Source organism: Bartonella sp. CL436QHHD, assembly GCF_042195105.1.
Taxonomy (GTDB): Bacteria; Pseudomonadota; Alphaproteobacteria; order Rhizobiales; family Rhizobiaceae; genus Bartonella.
Genome location: NZ_JBHINR010000048.1, coordinates 48,587 through 66,911 on the forward strand (window position 1 = coordinate 48,587; position 18,325 = coordinate 66,911).

At 36.1% G+C, this 18,325-nt stretch carries 13 protein-coding genes and 2 tRNA genes; 11 read left to right on the plus strand and 4 right to left on the minus strand.

Annotated features, from left to right (window positions below):
* Positions 1-404 precede the first annotated feature (404 nt).
* The 6 genes from rpiA to gltX all read left to right on the plus strand — a co-directional run bounded on the left by rpiA (position 405) and on the right by gltX (position 7,998).
* A complete protein-coding gene (gene rpiA / locus ACFIKN_RS06985; protein ID WP_273790684.1) occupies positions 405-1,109 on the plus strand; it encodes a ribose-5-phosphate isomerase RpiA in 705 nt (234 codons plus the stop codon).
* A 107-nt stretch (positions 1,110-1,216) separates the two neighbouring features.
* The gene (locus ACFIKN_RS06990) at positions 1,217-1,786 is read left to right on the plus strand and encodes a DUF2059 domain-containing protein (protein WP_273790685.1); all 570 of its coding nucleotides are present in this window, start codon (positions 1,217-1,219) and stop codon (positions 1,784-1,786) included.
* Between the two features lie 203 nt (positions 1,787-1,989).
* On the plus strand, positions 1,990-3,381 hold the full coding sequence (gor, locus tag ACFIKN_RS06995) for a glutathione-disulfide reductase (RefSeq protein ID WP_273790686.1): 1,392 nt from the start codon (positions 1,990-1,992) through the stop codon (positions 3,379-3,381).
* Between the two features lie 68 nt (positions 3,382-3,449).
* Positions 3,450-4,829, plus strand: a complete 1,380-nt coding sequence (locus ACFIKN_RS07000; protein WP_273790687.1) for a class II 3-deoxy-7-phosphoheptulonate synthase — start codon at positions 3,450-3,452, stop codon at positions 4,827-4,829.
* A 123-nt stretch (positions 4,830-4,952) separates the two neighbouring features.
* Positions 4,953-6,614 carry an NAD+ synthase gene (locus ACFIKN_RS07005; RefSeq protein ID WP_375658133.1) on the plus strand — a complete coding sequence of 554 codons (1,662 nt, stop codon included), beginning with the start codon at positions 4,953-4,955 and terminating at the stop codon, positions 6,612-6,614.
* Positions 6,615-6,624: 10 nt separating this feature from the next.
* Positions 6,625-7,998: a glutamate--tRNA ligase gene (gltX, locus tag ACFIKN_RS07010; protein WP_273790689.1), complete on the plus strand. Its 1,374-nt coding sequence runs from the start codon at positions 6,625-6,627 to the stop codon at positions 7,996-7,998.
* 59 nt (positions 7,999-8,057) lie between these two features.
* Here the strand turns inward: gltX and ACFIKN_RS07015 are convergent, their stop codons facing one another.
* Both ACFIKN_RS07015 and ACFIKN_RS07020 read right to left on the minus strand, forming a co-directional pair.
* Positions 8,058-9,461, minus strand: coding sequence for a DEAD/DEAH box helicase (locus tag ACFIKN_RS07015; protein ID WP_375631225.1), 1,404 nt, complete (start codon positions 9,459-9,461; stop codon positions 8,058-8,060).
* Positions 9,462-9,606: 145 nt separating this feature from the next.
* Positions 9,607-10,380: an NAD kinase gene (locus ACFIKN_RS07020; protein ID WP_273790691.1), complete on the minus strand. Its 774-nt coding sequence runs from the start codon at positions 10,378-10,380 to the stop codon at positions 9,607-9,609.
* Positions 10,381-10,643: 263 nt separating this feature from the next.
* Between ACFIKN_RS07020 and ACFIKN_RS07025 the strand changes: the two genes are divergently transcribed.
* From ACFIKN_RS07025 to ACFIKN_RS07040, 4 genes are all read left to right on the plus strand, one after another.
* Positions 10,644-10,720: transfer RNA gene (locus ACFIKN_RS07025), tRNA-Arg, on the plus strand.
* A 536-nt stretch (positions 10,721-11,256) separates the two neighbouring features.
* Positions 11,257-11,406: a YbfB/YjiJ family MFS transporter gene (locus ACFIKN_RS07030; RefSeq protein ID WP_375654511.1), complete on the plus strand. Its 150-nt coding sequence runs from the start codon at positions 11,257-11,259 to the stop codon at positions 11,404-11,406.
* A 46-nt stretch (positions 11,407-11,452) separates the two neighbouring features.
* Positions 11,453-11,680, plus strand: coding sequence for a YbfB/YjiJ family MFS transporter (locus ACFIKN_RS07035; RefSeq protein ID WP_375654512.1), 228 nt, complete (start codon positions 11,453-11,455; stop codon positions 11,678-11,680).
* Positions 11,681-13,441: 1,761 nt separating this feature from the next.
* Positions 13,442-13,570, plus strand: coding sequence for a hypothetical protein (locus ACFIKN_RS07040; protein ID WP_375645321.1), 129 nt, complete (start codon positions 13,442-13,444; stop codon positions 13,568-13,570).
* 624 nt (positions 13,571-14,194) lie between these two features.
* On the opposite strand, the gene ACFIKN_RS07045 is transcribed toward ACFIKN_RS07040, so the two are convergent.
* Entirely contained in the window at positions 14,195-15,763 is a 1,569-nt protein-coding gene (locus ACFIKN_RS07045) for a TerC family protein (protein ID WP_273790694.1), read from the minus strand.
* A gap of 437 nt (positions 15,764-16,200) precedes the next feature.
* Here ACFIKN_RS07045 and ACFIKN_RS07050 point away from each other — a divergent pair.
* Positions 16,201-16,276, plus strand: a tRNA-Lys gene (locus tag ACFIKN_RS07050).
* Positions 16,277-17,359: 1,083 nt separating this feature from the next.
* On the opposite strand, the gene ACFIKN_RS07055 is transcribed toward ACFIKN_RS07050, so the two are convergent.
* Positions 17,360-18,313 (minus strand): YbhN family protein, encoded by a 954-nt coding sequence (locus tag ACFIKN_RS07055; protein ID WP_273790695.1) that lies wholly within the window; start codon positions 18,311-18,313, stop codon positions 17,360-17,362.
* Between the last annotated feature and the right edge of the window lie 12 nt (positions 18,314-18,325).

Consider the following 18,325-nt stretch of genomic DNA (forward strand, 5'->3'; position numbering starts at 1 on the left):
ATTTTACGGTATTTAGATTGGTAATTTTATCAACGTCATTGAAACGAGATAATAATCTACAGTTTTCTAGAAATAGATGATTTTTTATATCTGATCATTTTAATTTTTTCAAAAAAATTGATATGTGCATCTTTGTGCATCCTATTGATAGCACAAGATAAATCAAAAATTCTTATTGAATGAAAAAAATGCTAACAAATCTTCTCAAAGAAATAAAAAAGATAATTGTTGATTATTCTATTTTATTCTTATCATATATTTCTATAACGGGTAACATCTCTTCAAGCAAAAGATGATGGTAAATTTAAATAGATTGCGTCAAGAGGTTATCTTTTATTATCATTATTATCGGTGGTAATAGGGGTGATAAATGCTGCTTATACGGATAGAAGGCAAAGTCATTCATGAATGTTCAGCAGTTAAAAAAAATGGCAGCTATTAAAGCGCTTGAGTTTGTTGAAGATGGTATGCGGCTTGGTATCGGATCTGGTTCGACAGTCAATGAATTTATTCGTCTTCTAGGTGAGCGTGTTGCGGATGGTTTGCGTGTGACTGGTGTTGCTACTTCAAGATATTCTGAACAACTCTGTCATAAGTTTGGAGTGCCTGTTAGCACTTTAGAACAAATACCTGAGCTGGACCTTGATATTGACGGAGCAGATGAAATTGGTCCTGAGATGATGCTCATTAAAGGGGGAGGGGGAGCATTGTTGTATGAAAAAATTGTAGCATCGGCATCTCGTGCAATGCTTGTTATTGCGGATGAAACAAAGGTGGTAAAAAGACTTGGTGCTTTTGCACTACCAATTGAAGTTAATCCATTTGGTATCCACACAACATGCAGAGCCATTGAAAAAGTCGCTGATGATTTAGGGCTTTCTGGGAAAATTTCATTGCGAATGAATGGAAAAGATCCTTTTGAAACAGATGGTGGCCATTTTATTCTTGATGCATTTTGGGGCTGCATTTTGCAACCAAAACCATTATCGGATGCACTTCTTGCTATTCCTGGTGTTGTTGAGCATGGCCTTTTTTTGGGGTTGGCTTCACGTGCAATTGTCGCTATGGCTGATGGACAAATAAAAGTTTTAGAACCGTTTGATTTTTAGAAAAGGCATTTACATGATGATATGTTAGCACAGTAAATAAAGGGTCTTAAAGATTTTAGGTAGAATAACGAATTAAAATTATAATTAGCTATCGGGGTAATCATTAAATGAAAATAATATTTTCTTTTCAGCGTTTTGTCGTATATTTTGGTGTAATTGCTATTTTTTTTGTAAATGTTGGAACGGTTTATGCACAAGGTGTGAGTGATCAACATTTGGATTCAGCGCGAAAGGCAATCAGAGCTATTCATGCAACGGATCAATTTGATAGTTTTTTACCAAATGCGGTCCATGATTTCAAAAATGAACTGATCAGCGATGATCCGAATTTAGCAACAGCTATTTCTGATATTGTTGATAAGCAGGCGCTTGCTTTAATTAAAAGGCGCTCTGATCTAGAAAAAGAGATTGCTCATGTATATGCAAAATATTTTACTCAAAAAGAGCTTGATGCGATAACAACATTTTATAATTCTGATACCGGTAAAAAGTTTTTGACAGAAGTTCCCAATATTGCACGTGATTCTTATTCAGCATTTGATATATGGCGTACTGCTCTTATGCGGGATCTTGTAGAAAATGTGAAAAAAGAGATGTCTGAAACACTTAATTTGAATAATTCTACTATGCCTACAAATATGCCAATAAAATCAGAATCTTCAGAAAATAAAAAATAGCTTGATCGATATCATGACAACAATGGGCAATTTCTGATTTTTTTTATAGCGGCGGTTTTCCCGCCGTTTTTAATATTTTAATGAGAGTAGGTCTTTTTAGAATACTGCTTTATAAAAAATGCTTCTTCAAAAGAAAAAAAGACTTTCATTTGATAATAAAAGACCTTAGCCTACTCTTGCAGCTATATAAGAAGGAATAATTCGTGGGCTCTTTTGATTTTGATTTATTTGTTATTGGAAGTGGTTCTGGTGGAGTGCGTGCAGCACGGCTTGCTGGAGGTCTTGGCAAGCGGGTCGCTATAGCAGAGGAATATCGTATAGGGGGCACTTGTGTTATTCGTGGTTGCGTTCCCAAAAAACTTTATGTTTATGCATCACAATATGTAAAAGAATTTAAGAAAAGTGTTGGTTTTGGGTGGGAATATGCGGATCCAATTTTTAGCTGGGAAAAGTTGGTTGCAGCTAAAAATAAAGAAATATCAAGGTTAGAAGGGCTGTATCGTAAGGGATTAGAAAATAACAATGTGCATATTTATGAAAGTCGTGCTACTTTTATAGATGATCACACATTAGAGCTTTCTGCCACGGGTGAGCGGGTAAGTGCAGAAAAAATTTTGATTGCAACGGGAGCAAAATTTGCACAAAATACTCCCATAGAAGGTGGTGAATTTTGCCTTACTTCTAATGAGATTTTTGACCTTGATCAACTCCCAAAATCAATAGTCATTGTTGGTGGAGGGTATATTGGTGTTGAATTTGCTAATATTTTTCATGAATTAGGTGTAAAAACAACACTCCTCCATCGGAGTGATTTAATCCTTCGTAATTTTGATCATGATTTGCGGCAATTGCTCAGCGATGCAATGATTGAAAAAGGGATTTCTATTCTCTACGGAATAACAATTTCTAAAGTGCAGGCTGCAGAAAATTGTTATGAAGTTGTTTTATCAAATGGGAAAATAATCAGTGCCGATCAGATTATGTTGGCTACGGGGCGTGTACCAAATACAACGGGTTTAAGACTTGATAGGGCAGGTGTTCAAGTGGATGAATTTGGTGCAGTTGTTGTTGATGAGAAAATGACAACAAATATCCCCCATATTTGGGCTGTTGGTGATGTAACAGGTCATATTCAATTAACACCTGTTGCGATTCATGATGCAATGTGTTTTGTTAAGACAGCATTTGAGAATATTCCCACAACACCTGATTATGATTTAATTACAACAGCAGTTTTTTCACAACCAGAGATTGGAACGGTGGGTCTTTCAGAAGAAGAGGCGGTAAAGCGTTATAAGCGTCTTGAAATTTATCGTACAGTTTTTCGTCCTATGCGTAATGTTCTTTCTGGTAGTTCAGAGAAAATGCTTATGAAACTCATTGTTGATGGTGAAAGCCGTATTGTTGTGGGCGCTCATATTTTAGGGGAAAATGCTGGTGAGATGGCACAGCTTATAGGGATATCTCTCAAGGGTAAGCTGACGAAGGATATCTTTGACGAGACGATGGCAGTGCATCCAACGATGGCAGAAGAATTGGTAACAATGTATAAACCAAGTTATATATATGAAAATGGGAAGAAAATAGAAAGTTAAACAGCATATATTATGGTAAAAAGTTTTTGAGATGCTAATCTTTAAGCTTAATCTTTAGAGAGAGTGTAATGATAAAAGAATGGGCGCCTGACACTTGGAGAACAAGGCCAATTAAACAAGTTCCGACTTATCCGGATAAGTCTATGTTAGAAGATGTTGAGCGAAAACTGAGAAGCTATCCTCCTTTAGTTTTTGCCGGTGAAGCACGTGATTTAAAAAATGAATTAGCAGCCGTTGCGAAAGGCCAAGCTTTTTTATTACAAGGTGGTGATTGTGCCGAAAGCTTTGCAGAACATGAAGCTGATAATATCCGTGATTTTTTTCGCGTATTTTTGCAAATGGCGATTGTTTTAACCTTTGGTAGTTCTAAACCGGTTGTTAAGATTGGTCGTATTGCTGGTCAATTTGCAAAGCCTCGCTCTTCTGATATAGAAAGAAAAGAGGGGGTTGAATTTCCTGCTTATCGTGGGGATATTATTAATGGCATTGAATTTGAAGCCGGTTCTCGTATTCCAGATCCGCAACGGATGTCTATGGCTTATCGCCAATCTGCGGCAACACTTAATCTATTGCGTGCTTTTTCACAAGGTGGCTATGCTAATTTAGAAAATGTTCACACATGGATGTTGAGTTTTGTTTCTAACAGTCCGCAGGGGGAACGTTATGAATTATTGGCAGAGCGTATTTCTGAAGCAATTGATTTTATGCGTTCTATAGGGATTACATCCAAAACACATTCTTCATTGCGTGAAACATCTTTTTATACCAGTCATGAAGCACTGTTGCTTGGTTATGAAGAGGCTTTGACTCGGATTGATTCAACTTCAGGAAATTGGTATGCAACATCTGGTCATATGTTATGGATTGGTGACCGTACGCGTCAGATTGACCATGCTCACGTTGAATATTGTCGCGGCATTAAAAATCCTATAGGATTAAAATGTGGTCCTTCCATTGAGTCTGATGAGCTTTTAAAATTAATTGATATTTTAAATCCTGAAAACGAGTTGGGGCGGCTTACTCTCATTACGCGCTTTGGTTATGATAAAGTTGAACGTTATCTGCCTAAACTCATCCGTGCCGTTGAACGCGAGAAGCGTGCGGTTATATGGTCATGTGATCCAATGCATGGCAATACAATTACTGCCAATGGTTATAAGACGCGTCCCTTTGATTATGTTTTAAAAGAAGTAGAGAATTTTTTTGCAGTGCATCGTGGAGAAGGAACTTATCCAGGGGGCATTCATATTGAGATGACAGGTCGTGATGTTACTGAATGTACAGGAGGGGCGCATGCCATTTCTGTGGACGATCTATCTGATCGTTATCATACGCAATGTGATCCTCGGCTAAATGCAGATCAAGCGTTAGAATTGGCTTTTCTTGTTGCTGAACTCCTTAAAAAAAATCGTGCGACTGACTCGTTAGCAATTGCTGCTGAGGGGTAGGCAAAAATTTACTTAATATTTTTTTAGGTCATTATGGCAGAAGAGAATTTTTAAAAAAGTGATATTTCCGATGATGAAGAATAAAGTTGTGGTTGCTAAACTGATGAAATGATACAAAGGCTTATGAAAAATGATTTTCGGGTATCAATTGCCCAATTGAATCCTATTGTCGGTGATGAAGAGGGGAATTTTTCTTTAGCTGTCATGGCGCATCAAAAGGCCAAAGAAGAGGGGGCTGATCTTGTTTTATTCACGGAACTTTTTATAAGCGCTTATCCGCCGGAAGATCTTGTTCTAAAACCTGCTTTTACAAAAACATGTGAAGAGACTGTTGAGAAATTAGCAAAGATAACCGTAGGCGGACCAGGAATTGTCATTGGTCTTCCATTAAGGCGCAATGGTAATATTTACAACGCTGTCATGGTTCTTGATGAAGGGAGAGTCATTGCCGAAAGTTTGAAGTTTGATTTACCTAATTATGCTGAATTTGATGAAAAGCGTTTATTTTCTTCAGGTCCACGTCCTCAGCCTATTGTCTATCATGGAATCAAATTAGGAATAGTCATTTGTGAGGATCTTTGGAATGATTCCTCTCTTAGTACAGAGCTTAAAGATAAAGGAGCGGAAATTATTCTTGTCCTTAACGGATCTCCCTACTATCGTAATAAAACTTTAAAACGTATAGATGTTATTCATACGCAAGCTCTACAATCTGGAGTGCCAATTATCTACGCTAATCAAGTAGGTGGTCAAGATGAGCTCGTTTTTGATGGTGGGTCTTTTGCCTTGAATGGACAAGGCAAAAAGATATTTCAAATGAAACACTTTGATAGCCATATTGCTTTAAGCCATTGGCAAAAAACAACGACGGGATGGCACTGTATTTCAGGTCCTAATGAAAGTCTTCTCAATGGATTAGCGGCTGATTATCAAGCTTGTGTTTTGGGGTTGAAAGATTACGTTAATAAAAACGGCTTTAAGGATGTTATTCTTGGTCTTTCAGGAGGAATTGATTCAGCCCTGTGTACGGCAATGGCGGTGGATGCTCTTGGTGCTGAGAGGGTTCGCACCATTATGATGCCCTATCATTATACTTCGCAAGAATCATTAAAAGATGCTAAAGAATGTGCACAACTTTTAGGGTGTCTTTATGAAATCATACCGATTGAGCAAGCTGTTGAAGCTTTTCTTGAAACAATGGCACCTCTTTTTTTAGGGTTACCCCCTGATATAACAGAAGAAAATCTTCAAAGTCGTATACGTGGTACAGTTTTAATGGCTCTTTCAAATAAATTCGGTTCAATGGTGGTAACGACAGGCAATAAGTCAGAAATGGCTGTGGGATATGCAACACTGTATGGTGATATGAATGGCGGGTTTAATCCTATAAAAGATATTTATAAAATGCAGGTTTATGCATTAGCTGAGTGGCGCAATAAAAATCACTTGCACAATTTAAGAGGACCAGAAGGGATTGTCATTCCATCCAATATTATAGAAAAAGCGCCTTCTGCAGAGCTGCGAGAAAATCAAAAAGATGAAGATTCTCTTCCGCCTTATCCTATTTTAGATGATATATTACAATCTCTTGTAGAAAATGACATGAGTATTTGTGATATTGTTAAACGTGGACATTCACGAGAAACTGTTGCGAAAGTTGAACAGCTTCTTTATGGTGCCGAATATAAAAGGCGTCAATCTGCGCCTGGTGTAAAAATCAGTTATAAAAATTTCGGACGCGATCGTCGCTATCCCATAGTCAATCATTTTCGCGATAAAAATTGAGTATTATTTTATGGTTAAAGTTCGTTTTGCTCCCTCTCCAACAGGTTATATTCATATTGGCAATATCCGTATTGCGCTTTTCAACTGGCTTTATGCGCAAGCGTATAAGGGAGAATTTATTTTACGCTATGATGATACAGATATTGAACGTTCTAAACAAGAATATATCGATGCTATTGCTGTTGACCTTGAATGGCTTGGTATTCAACCAGATGCAATTTATTACCAATCCAAGCGATTTAATCGATATGATGAAGTGGCAGAAATTCTCAAACAACGTGGTCTTCTTTATCCTTGTTATGAGACAACAGAGGAATTAGAGCGGCGTCGTAAAATCCAGCTTTCACGCAAATTGCCTCCTGTTTATGACCGTGCAGCATTGAAGTTGACAACAGAAGAGAGAAAAAACTTTGAATCACAAGGTCGTAAACCCCATTGGCGTTTTCTTCTTCCTAATTTTGAAAGTGATCCTTTACACACAAAGCGAACAGAAGTTTGCTGGAATGATGCAATAAAGGGAAAGCAGACGATTGATTTAGCTTCTCTTTCAGATCCTGTTCTTATTCGTGAAGATGGAACCTATCTTTATACATTGCCGTCTATTGTTGATGATGTAGATATGGCTATTACGCATATTATTCGTGGGGATGATCATATTACAAATACAGGCGCTCAAATTGCTCTTTTTAAAGCTCTTAATGCAGAATTACCGGTTTTTGCTCATACCAATTTATTGGCGACAGTTTTAGGAAAAGGATTTTCAAAACGTAATAATGATCTTTCTATTCGTTCTCTACGGGAAGAAGGATTTGAATCTATAGCTGTTCAATGCCTTGCCGTTTTGATTGGGACATCGCAAAATGTGCATCCCTATCCCAATCAAGCTGCGCTTTTAGAGCATTTTAATCTCCAAGATACGTCAAGATCCGTTGCAAAATTTGATATTGCTGATCTTCTTGCTTTGAATAGTCATCTTGTCCATGAGTTAACCTATGAGGAAGTAAAAATGCGCCTTAAAAAACTTTCTATTGAGGGAGATAAGGCGGAATATTTCTGGAACGCGATAAGAAGCAATATTAATAAAGTCAATGATGCTGTTTTTTGGTGGAAAATCATTCATGATGAACAGAATTTTGATACAGTAGCACTAGAGGATCGTGCTTTTGTGCACCAATCACTCGATTTCTTACCTGAAGGTGCTTTGAATGAGGAAAGTTGGAAAATTTGGACAACAGCATTAAAAGAAAAAACAGGTCGAAAAGGAAAAGCTTTATTTATGCCATTACGTCAGGCACTTACGGGCATGGATCATGGACCTGAAATGGGAAAAATTTTGCAGCTTTTAGGGCGTGAAAAGGTAACGGAAAGGCTCTCTAGGAAATAAGAGCGGATTTTTTAAAAGTATTTCGTTCATTTCACTCTTAAAGAGAGTAAAGAACGGGTTTATTTACACGTTTTTATAAGCATGAAAGCAGGAATATCATCACCAAATCCAATGGGTGTGTAATTCTTATTTTTTCGTGAGCGTTGTTGCTCAGATGGCTTCTCCTTATTATTTGCATTTTTGATATATTCTATTTTATTCTCTTCTACAGATTTTTTAGTGTGAACAACAGGCTCTTTTGGAGCAGTTTTCTTTGATGGTTTTGAAGATTTTTTCTTTACAACAATATCTTCTGTTTGATCATCAGCTATTAAAGTTGAGAGATCTCCATTGAGCCATTCAATTTTTTCATTACTCATTTCTTCGATGGCATTGATATATTTTTGATCAGCTTTTGTGACAATTGTAAAAGCTTTTCCGCTGCGATTTGCACGCCCTGTACGACCAATTCGATGGATATAGTCTTCAGCATGTGTAGGAACATCATAGTTAAATACATGACTTACAGCTGGAATATCGAGTCCACGGGCAGCAACATCAGAAGCAACAAGAAGTGTAAGTTTATTATTTTTAAAATCAGCTAGGGTGTTCATGCGCGAATATTGGTCCATATCTCCATGAAGTGCCCCTACATTAAAGTTATGTTTGATGAGCGATCTAAAAAGTTCAGAGATATCTCTCTTTCGATTACAGAAAATGATTGCATTTTGAAGCTCTGCACCTTCATTTTGGATAAGCTCTCGTAAAACCGCTCTTTTATCCCATGATTTATTTCCAGATTTGACAAGCCGCTGTGTAATTGTGGTTGCAGTTGAGGATGCTTTTGTAACTTCAACAGATACAGGAGAATGTAAAAATTGTTTCGTTAGTTTTGTAATTTCTGGCGCCATTGTTGCAGAAAAGAACAAAGTTTGACGCGTAAAAGGAGTTAGCTTACAGATGCGTTCAATATCAGGAATAAAGCCCATATCCAACATGCGATCAGCTTCATCAATCACAAGGATTTCAACGCCCATCAGGAGCAGTTTACCGCGCTCGCAATGATCAAGAAGGCGCCCTGGTGTTGCTATAAGAACATCAGCTCCCCGTTCAAGTTTGCGATCTTGGAGTTCAAAAGAAACTCCACCAATCAAAAGAGCAACATTTAAACGATGATTTATTCCGTATTTATCGAAATTTTCTTCAACTTGAGCTGCAATTTCTCTTGTTGGTTCTAAGATGAGCGTACGGGGCATTCGTGCTCTTGCACGACCTTTTTCAAGGAGAGTGAGCATAGGCAATACGAAAGAGGCAGTTTTACCTGTTCCCGTTTGGGCGATTCCTAAAACGTCTTTTCTTTGAAGGACATGCGGAATTGTTTCGCTTTGAATAGGTGTTGGAGCTGTATACCCCGCTGATTTCACCGCATTAATAACCTTTGCGGAAAGACCTAAATCATCAAAACTGTTTAAAGATGGTATCATTTTTTTATCAACTGCTCTGTGATTTTAACTGCGTTATCTAAATGATAATTATAACCAATATTCTACACTCTTTAAAAGTGTTAAGATGTTTTTACAAAAAATTAACTATAACAATCATATACACATAAAACGCATAATACAATCATTAATAGCGAAATTGTTCTGATAAAATGCGCTCATCCCATGAATGATTTGAGTCAAAAAGGATTGAAGCTGTTACTTCTGTTGCCATTGAAATAGTAACTGAATGGACAGATTTAACTTCAATATTATCTGCAGCAGCATTTACAGGGCGTTTGTCAGGTTCAAGCATATCAAAGCGCACTGTTACTGTATTGGGAAGCAAAGCTCCATGCCAACGCCGAGGGCGAAAAGGGCTAACAGGAGTGAGGGCCATAAGGGGAGCCATAAGAGGTAAGATAGGTCCTTGTGCTGATAAATTATAGGCGGTTGATCCAGCTGGTGTAGCGACGAGGACACCATCACAACTTAATTGTTCCATGCGTACGTTGTTATCAATGGTGATGCGAATTTTTGCGGCTTGATAAGATTGCCGAAAGAGGGATACTTCATTAATTGCAAGCGCCTCGATAGAATCTTGACATTCAGATTTTGCAATCATGCGCAGGGGATGGATTTCTTTTTTATGTGCGGCAGCAATACGATTGGGCAATTTTTTTTCATGAAATTCATTCATAAGAAATCCTACAGAACCTTGATTCATGCCATAAATAGGTTTGCCTGTGTTCATGACGTCTCGTACGGTTTGTAACATTGTCCCATCACCACCGATTGCAACAACAATATCAGTTTCTTCCAGAGAAGAATGACCATAAACGGAAATTAATTTATGGGTAGCTTTGATAGCCTCCTCAGTTTCTGCGGAAATAAAATGAAAGCGACTTGGTAATGTAGCCATTTAAAAATTATCCTGATACTTATAATTTATGTTGTAACTTATTTATGAGAGTTTTGAAGTTGTAATAAAAGCTCTTTTTATAATAAAAAGAGCATTGAATAAAGAGAAGTTATTTCAAGGTAAAGTATCATTAAAAAGTAAAAGGAGTGCGTCGTTAGATAAATCACAAACAAGTAATTTTTTTATTAGAATGATAATTTAGCATTGAAGCTAAGAGTATGATTAGTTAAAAGACCATAACTGATTTTAATAATCAGTGTGAAGCACCCGTAGCTCAGCTGGATAGAGCGCTGCCCTCCGAAGGCAGAGGTCACAGATTCGAATTCTGTCGGGTGCACCAAATTTTTCAACTTCATATTATCCTAAATAACAATATTACCTAAAAAGAAGCCAATTTCCTCTTTTATGAAAATGGTTATTTGAGTTGTTTATTAAGTTTTTTAGCGAATAAGCAAATGATTTTAAGAGAAGCAAAATTTACGGCTGCGTATATAAATTCTTCGGTTAGTCATTTTGAATATCGAGATAAAAAACAAGATTATCTAAATATGCTTTCAATTTAACTATAAACATTTATAACATAAAAATACATATTAATTCAATATGTTATTGTACAACTGATTTGGCGATGTTGATAGTAGATCGCTAAATATATTGTTTTGAGCATTAAAATAGATAGCTAAATTTTCTTTTATTCTATTTTTGGAGCTAAAGGCTGTTATGGTGAGATGGAACGCAGATGAGAAATATCACCAGTTAAAGGAACAATAAGGAGGAAAAACAACCTTCAAGATTTGAATTGTTTCAAAATGCTGTATTCGGTATGGTTTTGATATGGGTATTTGGTGATTTCTCTATACACCAATATTGCCAGTTATGTTGGATGAGGGATTGTTTACCTTTAATCAACGTTCTTATATACCAAGCGCTAATTATGATGGTTATTTAGTTGGGAGTATGTTCTTTACGTTTGGCAGAATTTGGAATATATTCCTTGCTCCTCGTATGCTATCTTATACAGTATAGTAATGAGTGCACTTAATTATTTCCATGGCGTTAATACTTAGTTCTTTTGATCCGTTTTGCTGCTGGTGTTGCGAGTGTAGCAATGATGGTTTTGGGTTCTATTATAGTCATACAGCATAGCCATATGGGCTGGGTTATTGCTTCGCTTTATGCAGGTGTAGGAGTTGGTATTCTACTACTAGGTAATGAATATGTTATTATTAGTTTGAACAGAGCACTTGATTCAACAAACATTTGGTTTGGAGTTGGCTTAATGTCTGTTCAAAACTTTTAAAAACATATAGGCTTAATTATAACAACTATATTAAGAAACACCTCCGTTATTTCTTCCATTACAAATGAAACCGCTCCTGTTAATAAGAAAAACCATCCAAAATATGAATTGACCAATCAAAAGGATTTCGTGACTGGCATTATATCGCATTCGTACTTTAAGAGATTTTGGTGATGTAAAAAAGGCAATCTAGATGCTTTTATTGAAATTGAAAGCAACCTCTCTCATGATGGCAATTGCTGGGTTGCTGATAATGCCTGTGTTGTAAAATCTGGTCGTGTTTATGAAAATACAAGGGGCTATGGCAATACTGCCATTGGGGGCTATGTCTATGGCAATACCCTTATATGTGATAAAACCTATGTGTATTTTGGTGCTCATGTTTATGACAATGCTCATCTTTTTTATAACGGTTGAGTTTATCATTATGCGTGGGTTTATGGGAATGAAAAATTATCCGGTATTGTACGTATTTATAGCAATGCCGCGGTTTATGATCATGCGGTTGTTTAGGCAAGGTTTAGGGCAATGCTAGTGTGGGGTGTCATACTAAGGTCTACGGCTCTGTTTATGGCAATGCCAAGATCTCCTGATTATATCGTGATTAGAGGTAATGTATATGGCAATGCAAGACTTGTTGTGATGATAGTATCTACATAATGTCTGCCTATCATTTACTAACTTTTTAGTAAGTGGTGCTTTAAAATTGACTTGTCTTTAAATCCTTTTATGTGCCCTTAATGAATTAAAACCTATCTTATGATAGTTTCAAATGATTATTTTTTTAAGGTTTAGCTCAAAAAAAGAGTAAACCCCATACCATTCTTTAAACGCATGCAATTTATGTTTATCGATAATTTCAAACGATTACGTTTTTAACAATACGATTTGTGTGTGATAAAAACGTATCATAAAATTTATGAACTGTTATGAATGATAGCTGCTTTTCACTTCATTTGAATGTTTACATGCGTTATAACATTTGCATCATGATTTGCTTTTTGTGGTCTATTCATACATGGTAATTGTTTATAAAAAATGGTCAATTAAATCACGTATAAAAGTGTAGATTTTAAATGGGATTTATATAAAATAATTGCACAAAACCTATTGACTTTGTTGTGTTTTTTTATGAATAAGATTCCATCTCGTTTAGACGTTGCAAAAGAAATCACCAAAGACCTTATTGATAAGATTCTTCTCTTACACGGCGTTATCACTTTTGTTTGCAAAAATCTGCTTCGCTTTTGACTTTTGATATGGATACAACCTCTTTTGAGGTAGAGCAAAGAAATTTTTCATCATGGAGAGTACAACAGTGCTCTTCAAAAATCTTGATTGGTCTGTTGAAAAATTAAAGAGGTAGATAATTATTCAGCACGTTACCAACTACCAGATTGTGAAGTACAAATTCTTTATAATGACGCAATTATCAAAGGTTATCCGCAATTTGATTTTGGAGTTTCGATTACGACTGGTATTTTAGCTGCTGCCTGCGTGGTAATTGATCCCTATCAATTCTCAGCACTTACAAGATCTACAGCTTGATTTTGATAAAAAGGGGTGGAGAGTTTGTGAAGAAGAAATATAATGCAGATTGGTTGGAATTAAGCTTGATTATGTTTTGAAATAGGCGATAGAAAAAATTGATCTTCATAAATGCTTTTATTCCAGATATGGAGCACCACCTTGGCGATAGAGTGAAGTTGGAGGCACATAAAGGTTATCAAGGTATATGATGCAGATTATAGCTTACTTCATATTTGTGCACTGTCTTTATTGGGTGATGTTGCAACCTTACAATCTTATTATCAAAGTTTCAGTGCAGAGGATCATTTAGGCTTTGATGAAAATACCCAACAGATTCATCTGAACGTGCATTGGCTTTAGTCAAAGAAGTGGTGAAATCTAAGCAGCTCAGCTACGCTTTAATTAAAAAGTAGCAAAAATATGAGCTATCTAGAAGAAAAACAAAGTTCTTAATAAGGGCCTTTCCAGAGAGGTTGAGTCTCATTCTTGGAAGGAAAAAAATAGCTAAATTTATCGAAACAAAAGATAAGGAATAGCTCCTTAAGAAATATCAAGAAGATCTAAAAAGATTATAGGAGCCAGAGTCTGGTTTAAAGTTGCCATCATCAGTTGAGTGAACTCAACAATGGTGGAGTTTTATCCATTGGCGGAAATCTGATGTTTGAAAGAGGCTTTCTTGATATAAAGGTAATATTGTAATAAATAATTATTATAAATCAATATGTTGTATATATTCATTGTTTTTTAGATTAATGACCATTGACAAATAATTTTGCATCATTTTCTCTCTTCCAGCTTTTTGTCAATCATCAATGAAAATTTTTTGTAATGGAAAGTTCATTGATAACATAACTTTTGTATGTTCATTATTTTACGCTTAAAAAAATATAAAAATAATGAAATGCAATTGAGTTATCAACTTCTTATTTTTTTCAATTTTTAATCATAAAAAAATCTTTTTATTCGTTTTGCTTATAAAAAGAATTAGTTTTTTTCTGGTGATACAAGTGGAGAAATAAGGATTTTAGATATGTTTCGGCGTTCCATTTCAATCACTTTAAAGTGTAAACCATCAGTTTCAAAGCTTTCTCCCTCATTTGGTAAATGACCAAACTGCCAAAGCATAAAGCCTGCCAGAGTCGTATAACGATCTGCTTCATCCACAAGGTTACGCCCAAGATAACCACTTAAACGGCGGATATCAGCATATCCCTCAACAAGAAGACTGCCATTTTCAAGTTGTTCTGCGATCATGAGTTCTTCATCGTCATCAGGAAAGTCTCCTGCAATAGCTTCAAGAATATCGGTTGGTGTTGCAATTCCTTCAAAAGATCCATGCTCATCAACAATAATTGCAAGCTGAATCGAAGAATGACGTAATTGCTCCATCAATCGTAAAACACTTGTGTTTTCATGAACAACGAGGGGTTCTCGCATAGCTTTTTTCCAATTAATCTTTTTTCCCTCAGCCAAATTCAAAAGAAGATCTTTTGTCAACGCAACGCCAACAAATTCATCCACTTTTTCACGCGCAAGAATTAAGCGGCTATGTTTAACCTTTTGTAATTCTTCACGCATTTCATTTTCATCAGCATTTAAATCTAACCACTCAATTTCATTACGCGGCGACATGATAGAGCGAACAGGGCGATCAGCTAAATCGAGAACACCACGAATCATCTCCTTTTCTTCTGGTCTAAACAACTCAGATGCTGCGGCCTGTTCAGCAATAACATCTACAGTCTCAGCAAGGTGACTATCTTTGCTTCCTCCTCCTAAGAGCCTCAAAACAGCATCAGCTGTTCTACTGCGTAGATCATTCGTTTTAATCATTTTTTCACGGTTACGACGTCCAATTTGATTAAAAACTTCGATGAGAACAGAAAAACCAATAGCAGCATACAAATACCCTTTTGGAATATGAAAACCAAACCCTTCAACAATGAGAGTAAAACCAATCATCATCAAAAAACCAAGACAAAGGATTACAATAGTGGGATGACGATTAATAAAACGCATAAGAGCACCAGATCCGCACATCATTACTCCCATAGCAGCTATGACTGCGATATACATAACTGCTGCCTGCTCTTTTGCAATCATACCTGTTGCGGTAATAATACTGTCTAGTGAAAAAACGGCATCCAGCACCACGACTTGGACGATTACTTGCCAAAAAACAGCATAACCAAGGCCTGTTTTTCTTTCATGTGATACCCCTTCTAACCTTTCATGTAATTCTAGCGTTCCCTTTGCTAGCAAAAAGGCTCCACCACCGATTAAAATAAAGCTATGCCAACTAAATACAAAAGATGAAAGTGAAAGAATGACCCTATCGAGTCTCATAACCCATCCAATAACTGTAAGAAGGAAAAGCCGCATAATTAATGCTAAAGTAAGACCTATAAAGCGTGCGCGGTCACGCAAATGCAGTGGCAATTTTTCAGCTAAAATTGCAATAAAGATAAGGTTATCTATTCCTAAAACAATTTCGAGAAAAACCAGCGTGATCAAACCAAACCACGCATGGGGATCAGTGATCCATTCCATCATTCCTTACCTTTTATAAGCTTAAAAGCGCGCGATTGACAAAAAAAATTCATAGGCTTTTATTCGTATATTGGATCATGAACATTGTATGTAAGAAAACTTATATTCAAAGAAAAAAACAACACAATATTGCTTGAATGCATGTGATTGCTGATAAAACAAAATGATGCCCCATCCCGCTTACAACCACAAGAAGGTCCCTCTAAATTTTGCTCGGGCATTATGCTCGATAATCCTCTAACTATAGGTTCTGTGTAACAATCAGAACATTTATTTATAAAGCTTCTTATAATGGGTTTATTTTTATATAAGATCAAGTGGTGAATATCATATTTTTAACCTTACAGACAATGAGTTTATATAACAAACAACAAAATATCTGGACATCCATCCTTAGGAGCGTTATAGAAACGCTCATTCTCGTCTTTTGAGAAGCTTATGGGTGATTAGCTCAGTCGGTAGAGCAGCTGACTCTTAATCAGCGGGTCGTGGGTTCGATCCCCTCATCACCCACCATTCTATTTTATACCGTAAATAACTCATTGATTGCGTAAATTTTTTTTAAGATACGAGTTTCTAAATAAAATTGGGCAGTAGGATTTCCCCATATCTGTTTGTTTAAAAGTGAAGATTGTTGATATAGCTTAGTCATCGGTTTTTGTACTTTTTAGGGGACTCAAAAAACTTCCAAAGGACATTTAAAGATCTTTTAATGCGTATTGTTTCTTTTTTTAAAGTCGCAATTGGTAAGGAGAAGCTTCTTACCGACAATTATCTTATTTAAAGGGGTATAAAAATCAACAGTTTTCACTTCTTTTAATATAAATTGATTAAATTTTTTTTGGATTTTTAGCATATTGTTTAAAGACAGAAGAAACTTTGCACTTTAGTTGTATTAGCAGCGTGGATATTTTTTGATAACTCTCCCGCTTAAACAAAAAACTTCTGTAATAATCATCAGTATTCCAAGAGGGTAAATCAAGATAAAATAAAGTATTGAGCGGACATAACAGGAATAAAATTAGATCAGTTTAATTGTTTAAAACTAGTACCTGTTAAACGAAAGACAATAGGCTTTAATGAGGCTTCAAGTTTAAAAATATTAAACTATGAAGTTATGCTATGCTGTCTTTCCGTTAGCTTAACCTCTAAAAATATAAATATTAAGAAAGCCGCTCAGAATCATTATAATATATTGATTTATTATTCTTTTTTTAAACTTTACTATCATAAACTTCTTTTGTTTCAATCCCTCTTATAATGAATCAATTAAAATTATTATTTTTGCATTATAAATGGGATTAACGTGCGGATAAAGACTATTGAAGAAAAGCATAAAAATGATTCTTATTAACGTTCTTAGGCGCCAAAAATTATCACAACATTGGGAAAATAGTATAATGGTGCAGGCTTACTCTTTTATTAAGTATAAAGATGATGTTGCAACAATGACTTTATTATTATACCATTCACGGGTATTGTTGTGTAATGGGGAAGAGCACTGAGAGAGTTTTCTTAAAAAAAATATGTAAATTGGTAACACGATGGTGTCCTGTTCTTATATAGGCACACAAAAAGAAGTAATTGATAACCTTTTATTTATTCAGGTGGTGTCTTGGGGGCTCTTTTCCAATATTGTTGCGCTTCAAAAATGGCGACCACAAATAATGAAATGATGAGCGGTATAATCAAATAAAACATTCTAAAGACAATAAGTGCTGCAATAACATCGGTTGGATTTATATTGGGCATGCCTGTGATGAAGAGAGCTTCAAGAACTCCTACTCCTCCTGCTGGAGCATTAGAGAGAAGAGTTATCGTAAAAGATGCTAGGAAAACACCAAGAACAGAGATAAAATGAATATCTGCGTTGTGTGGGAGAACAGCATATATAATTCCTGCTGCTCCTAAAAGTTCTAGAGGGCTAATGAGAAGCTGTTGAATAACAATTTTCAGCCGTGGATAGGAAAGTTGAATTTTCTTACCCAAGCGTAAGGGTTTTAACTGAAGCCAGCTGCCAAACGTATAAAGTGCTATACAGCTGAGTAAAATTGCTCCAGCTGCTGTTCCTAGCCATTCAGGAAGTTCTTTATGAATGAGGGTGATAATTTCGGGTTGCAGCACCAAAACGATTCCCAAAAGTAAGATTGTACCGATTACAAAAGTAAAAGAGCAAAAACCTACTAATATTGCGATTTCTGTTCCGTTTAACCCTTTCATTTTATAGGCGCGATAGCGTACAACGGCACCAGAAAAAACTGAAGCACCGATATTGTGTGAAAGAGCATAGGTTGTAAATGAACATATAGCGATAAAAATCCAAGAAATTTTATGGCCTAGATGTTGCAATGCAATTCGATCATATCCAGCAAGAGCAGCATAAGCTAGGAGAGAACATAAACAGGCTAATAACCAGTGCTGTGCATTTAAATTGCTCAAGCGCTCCAATACATCCCCAAATGAAATGGCAGAGAGCTTCATGTAAAGAATTCGAATAGATACCAGCATTGCTAAGATACCAATCAATGGCCATATAAATTGCTTTATTTTCACGATTCTGTATCC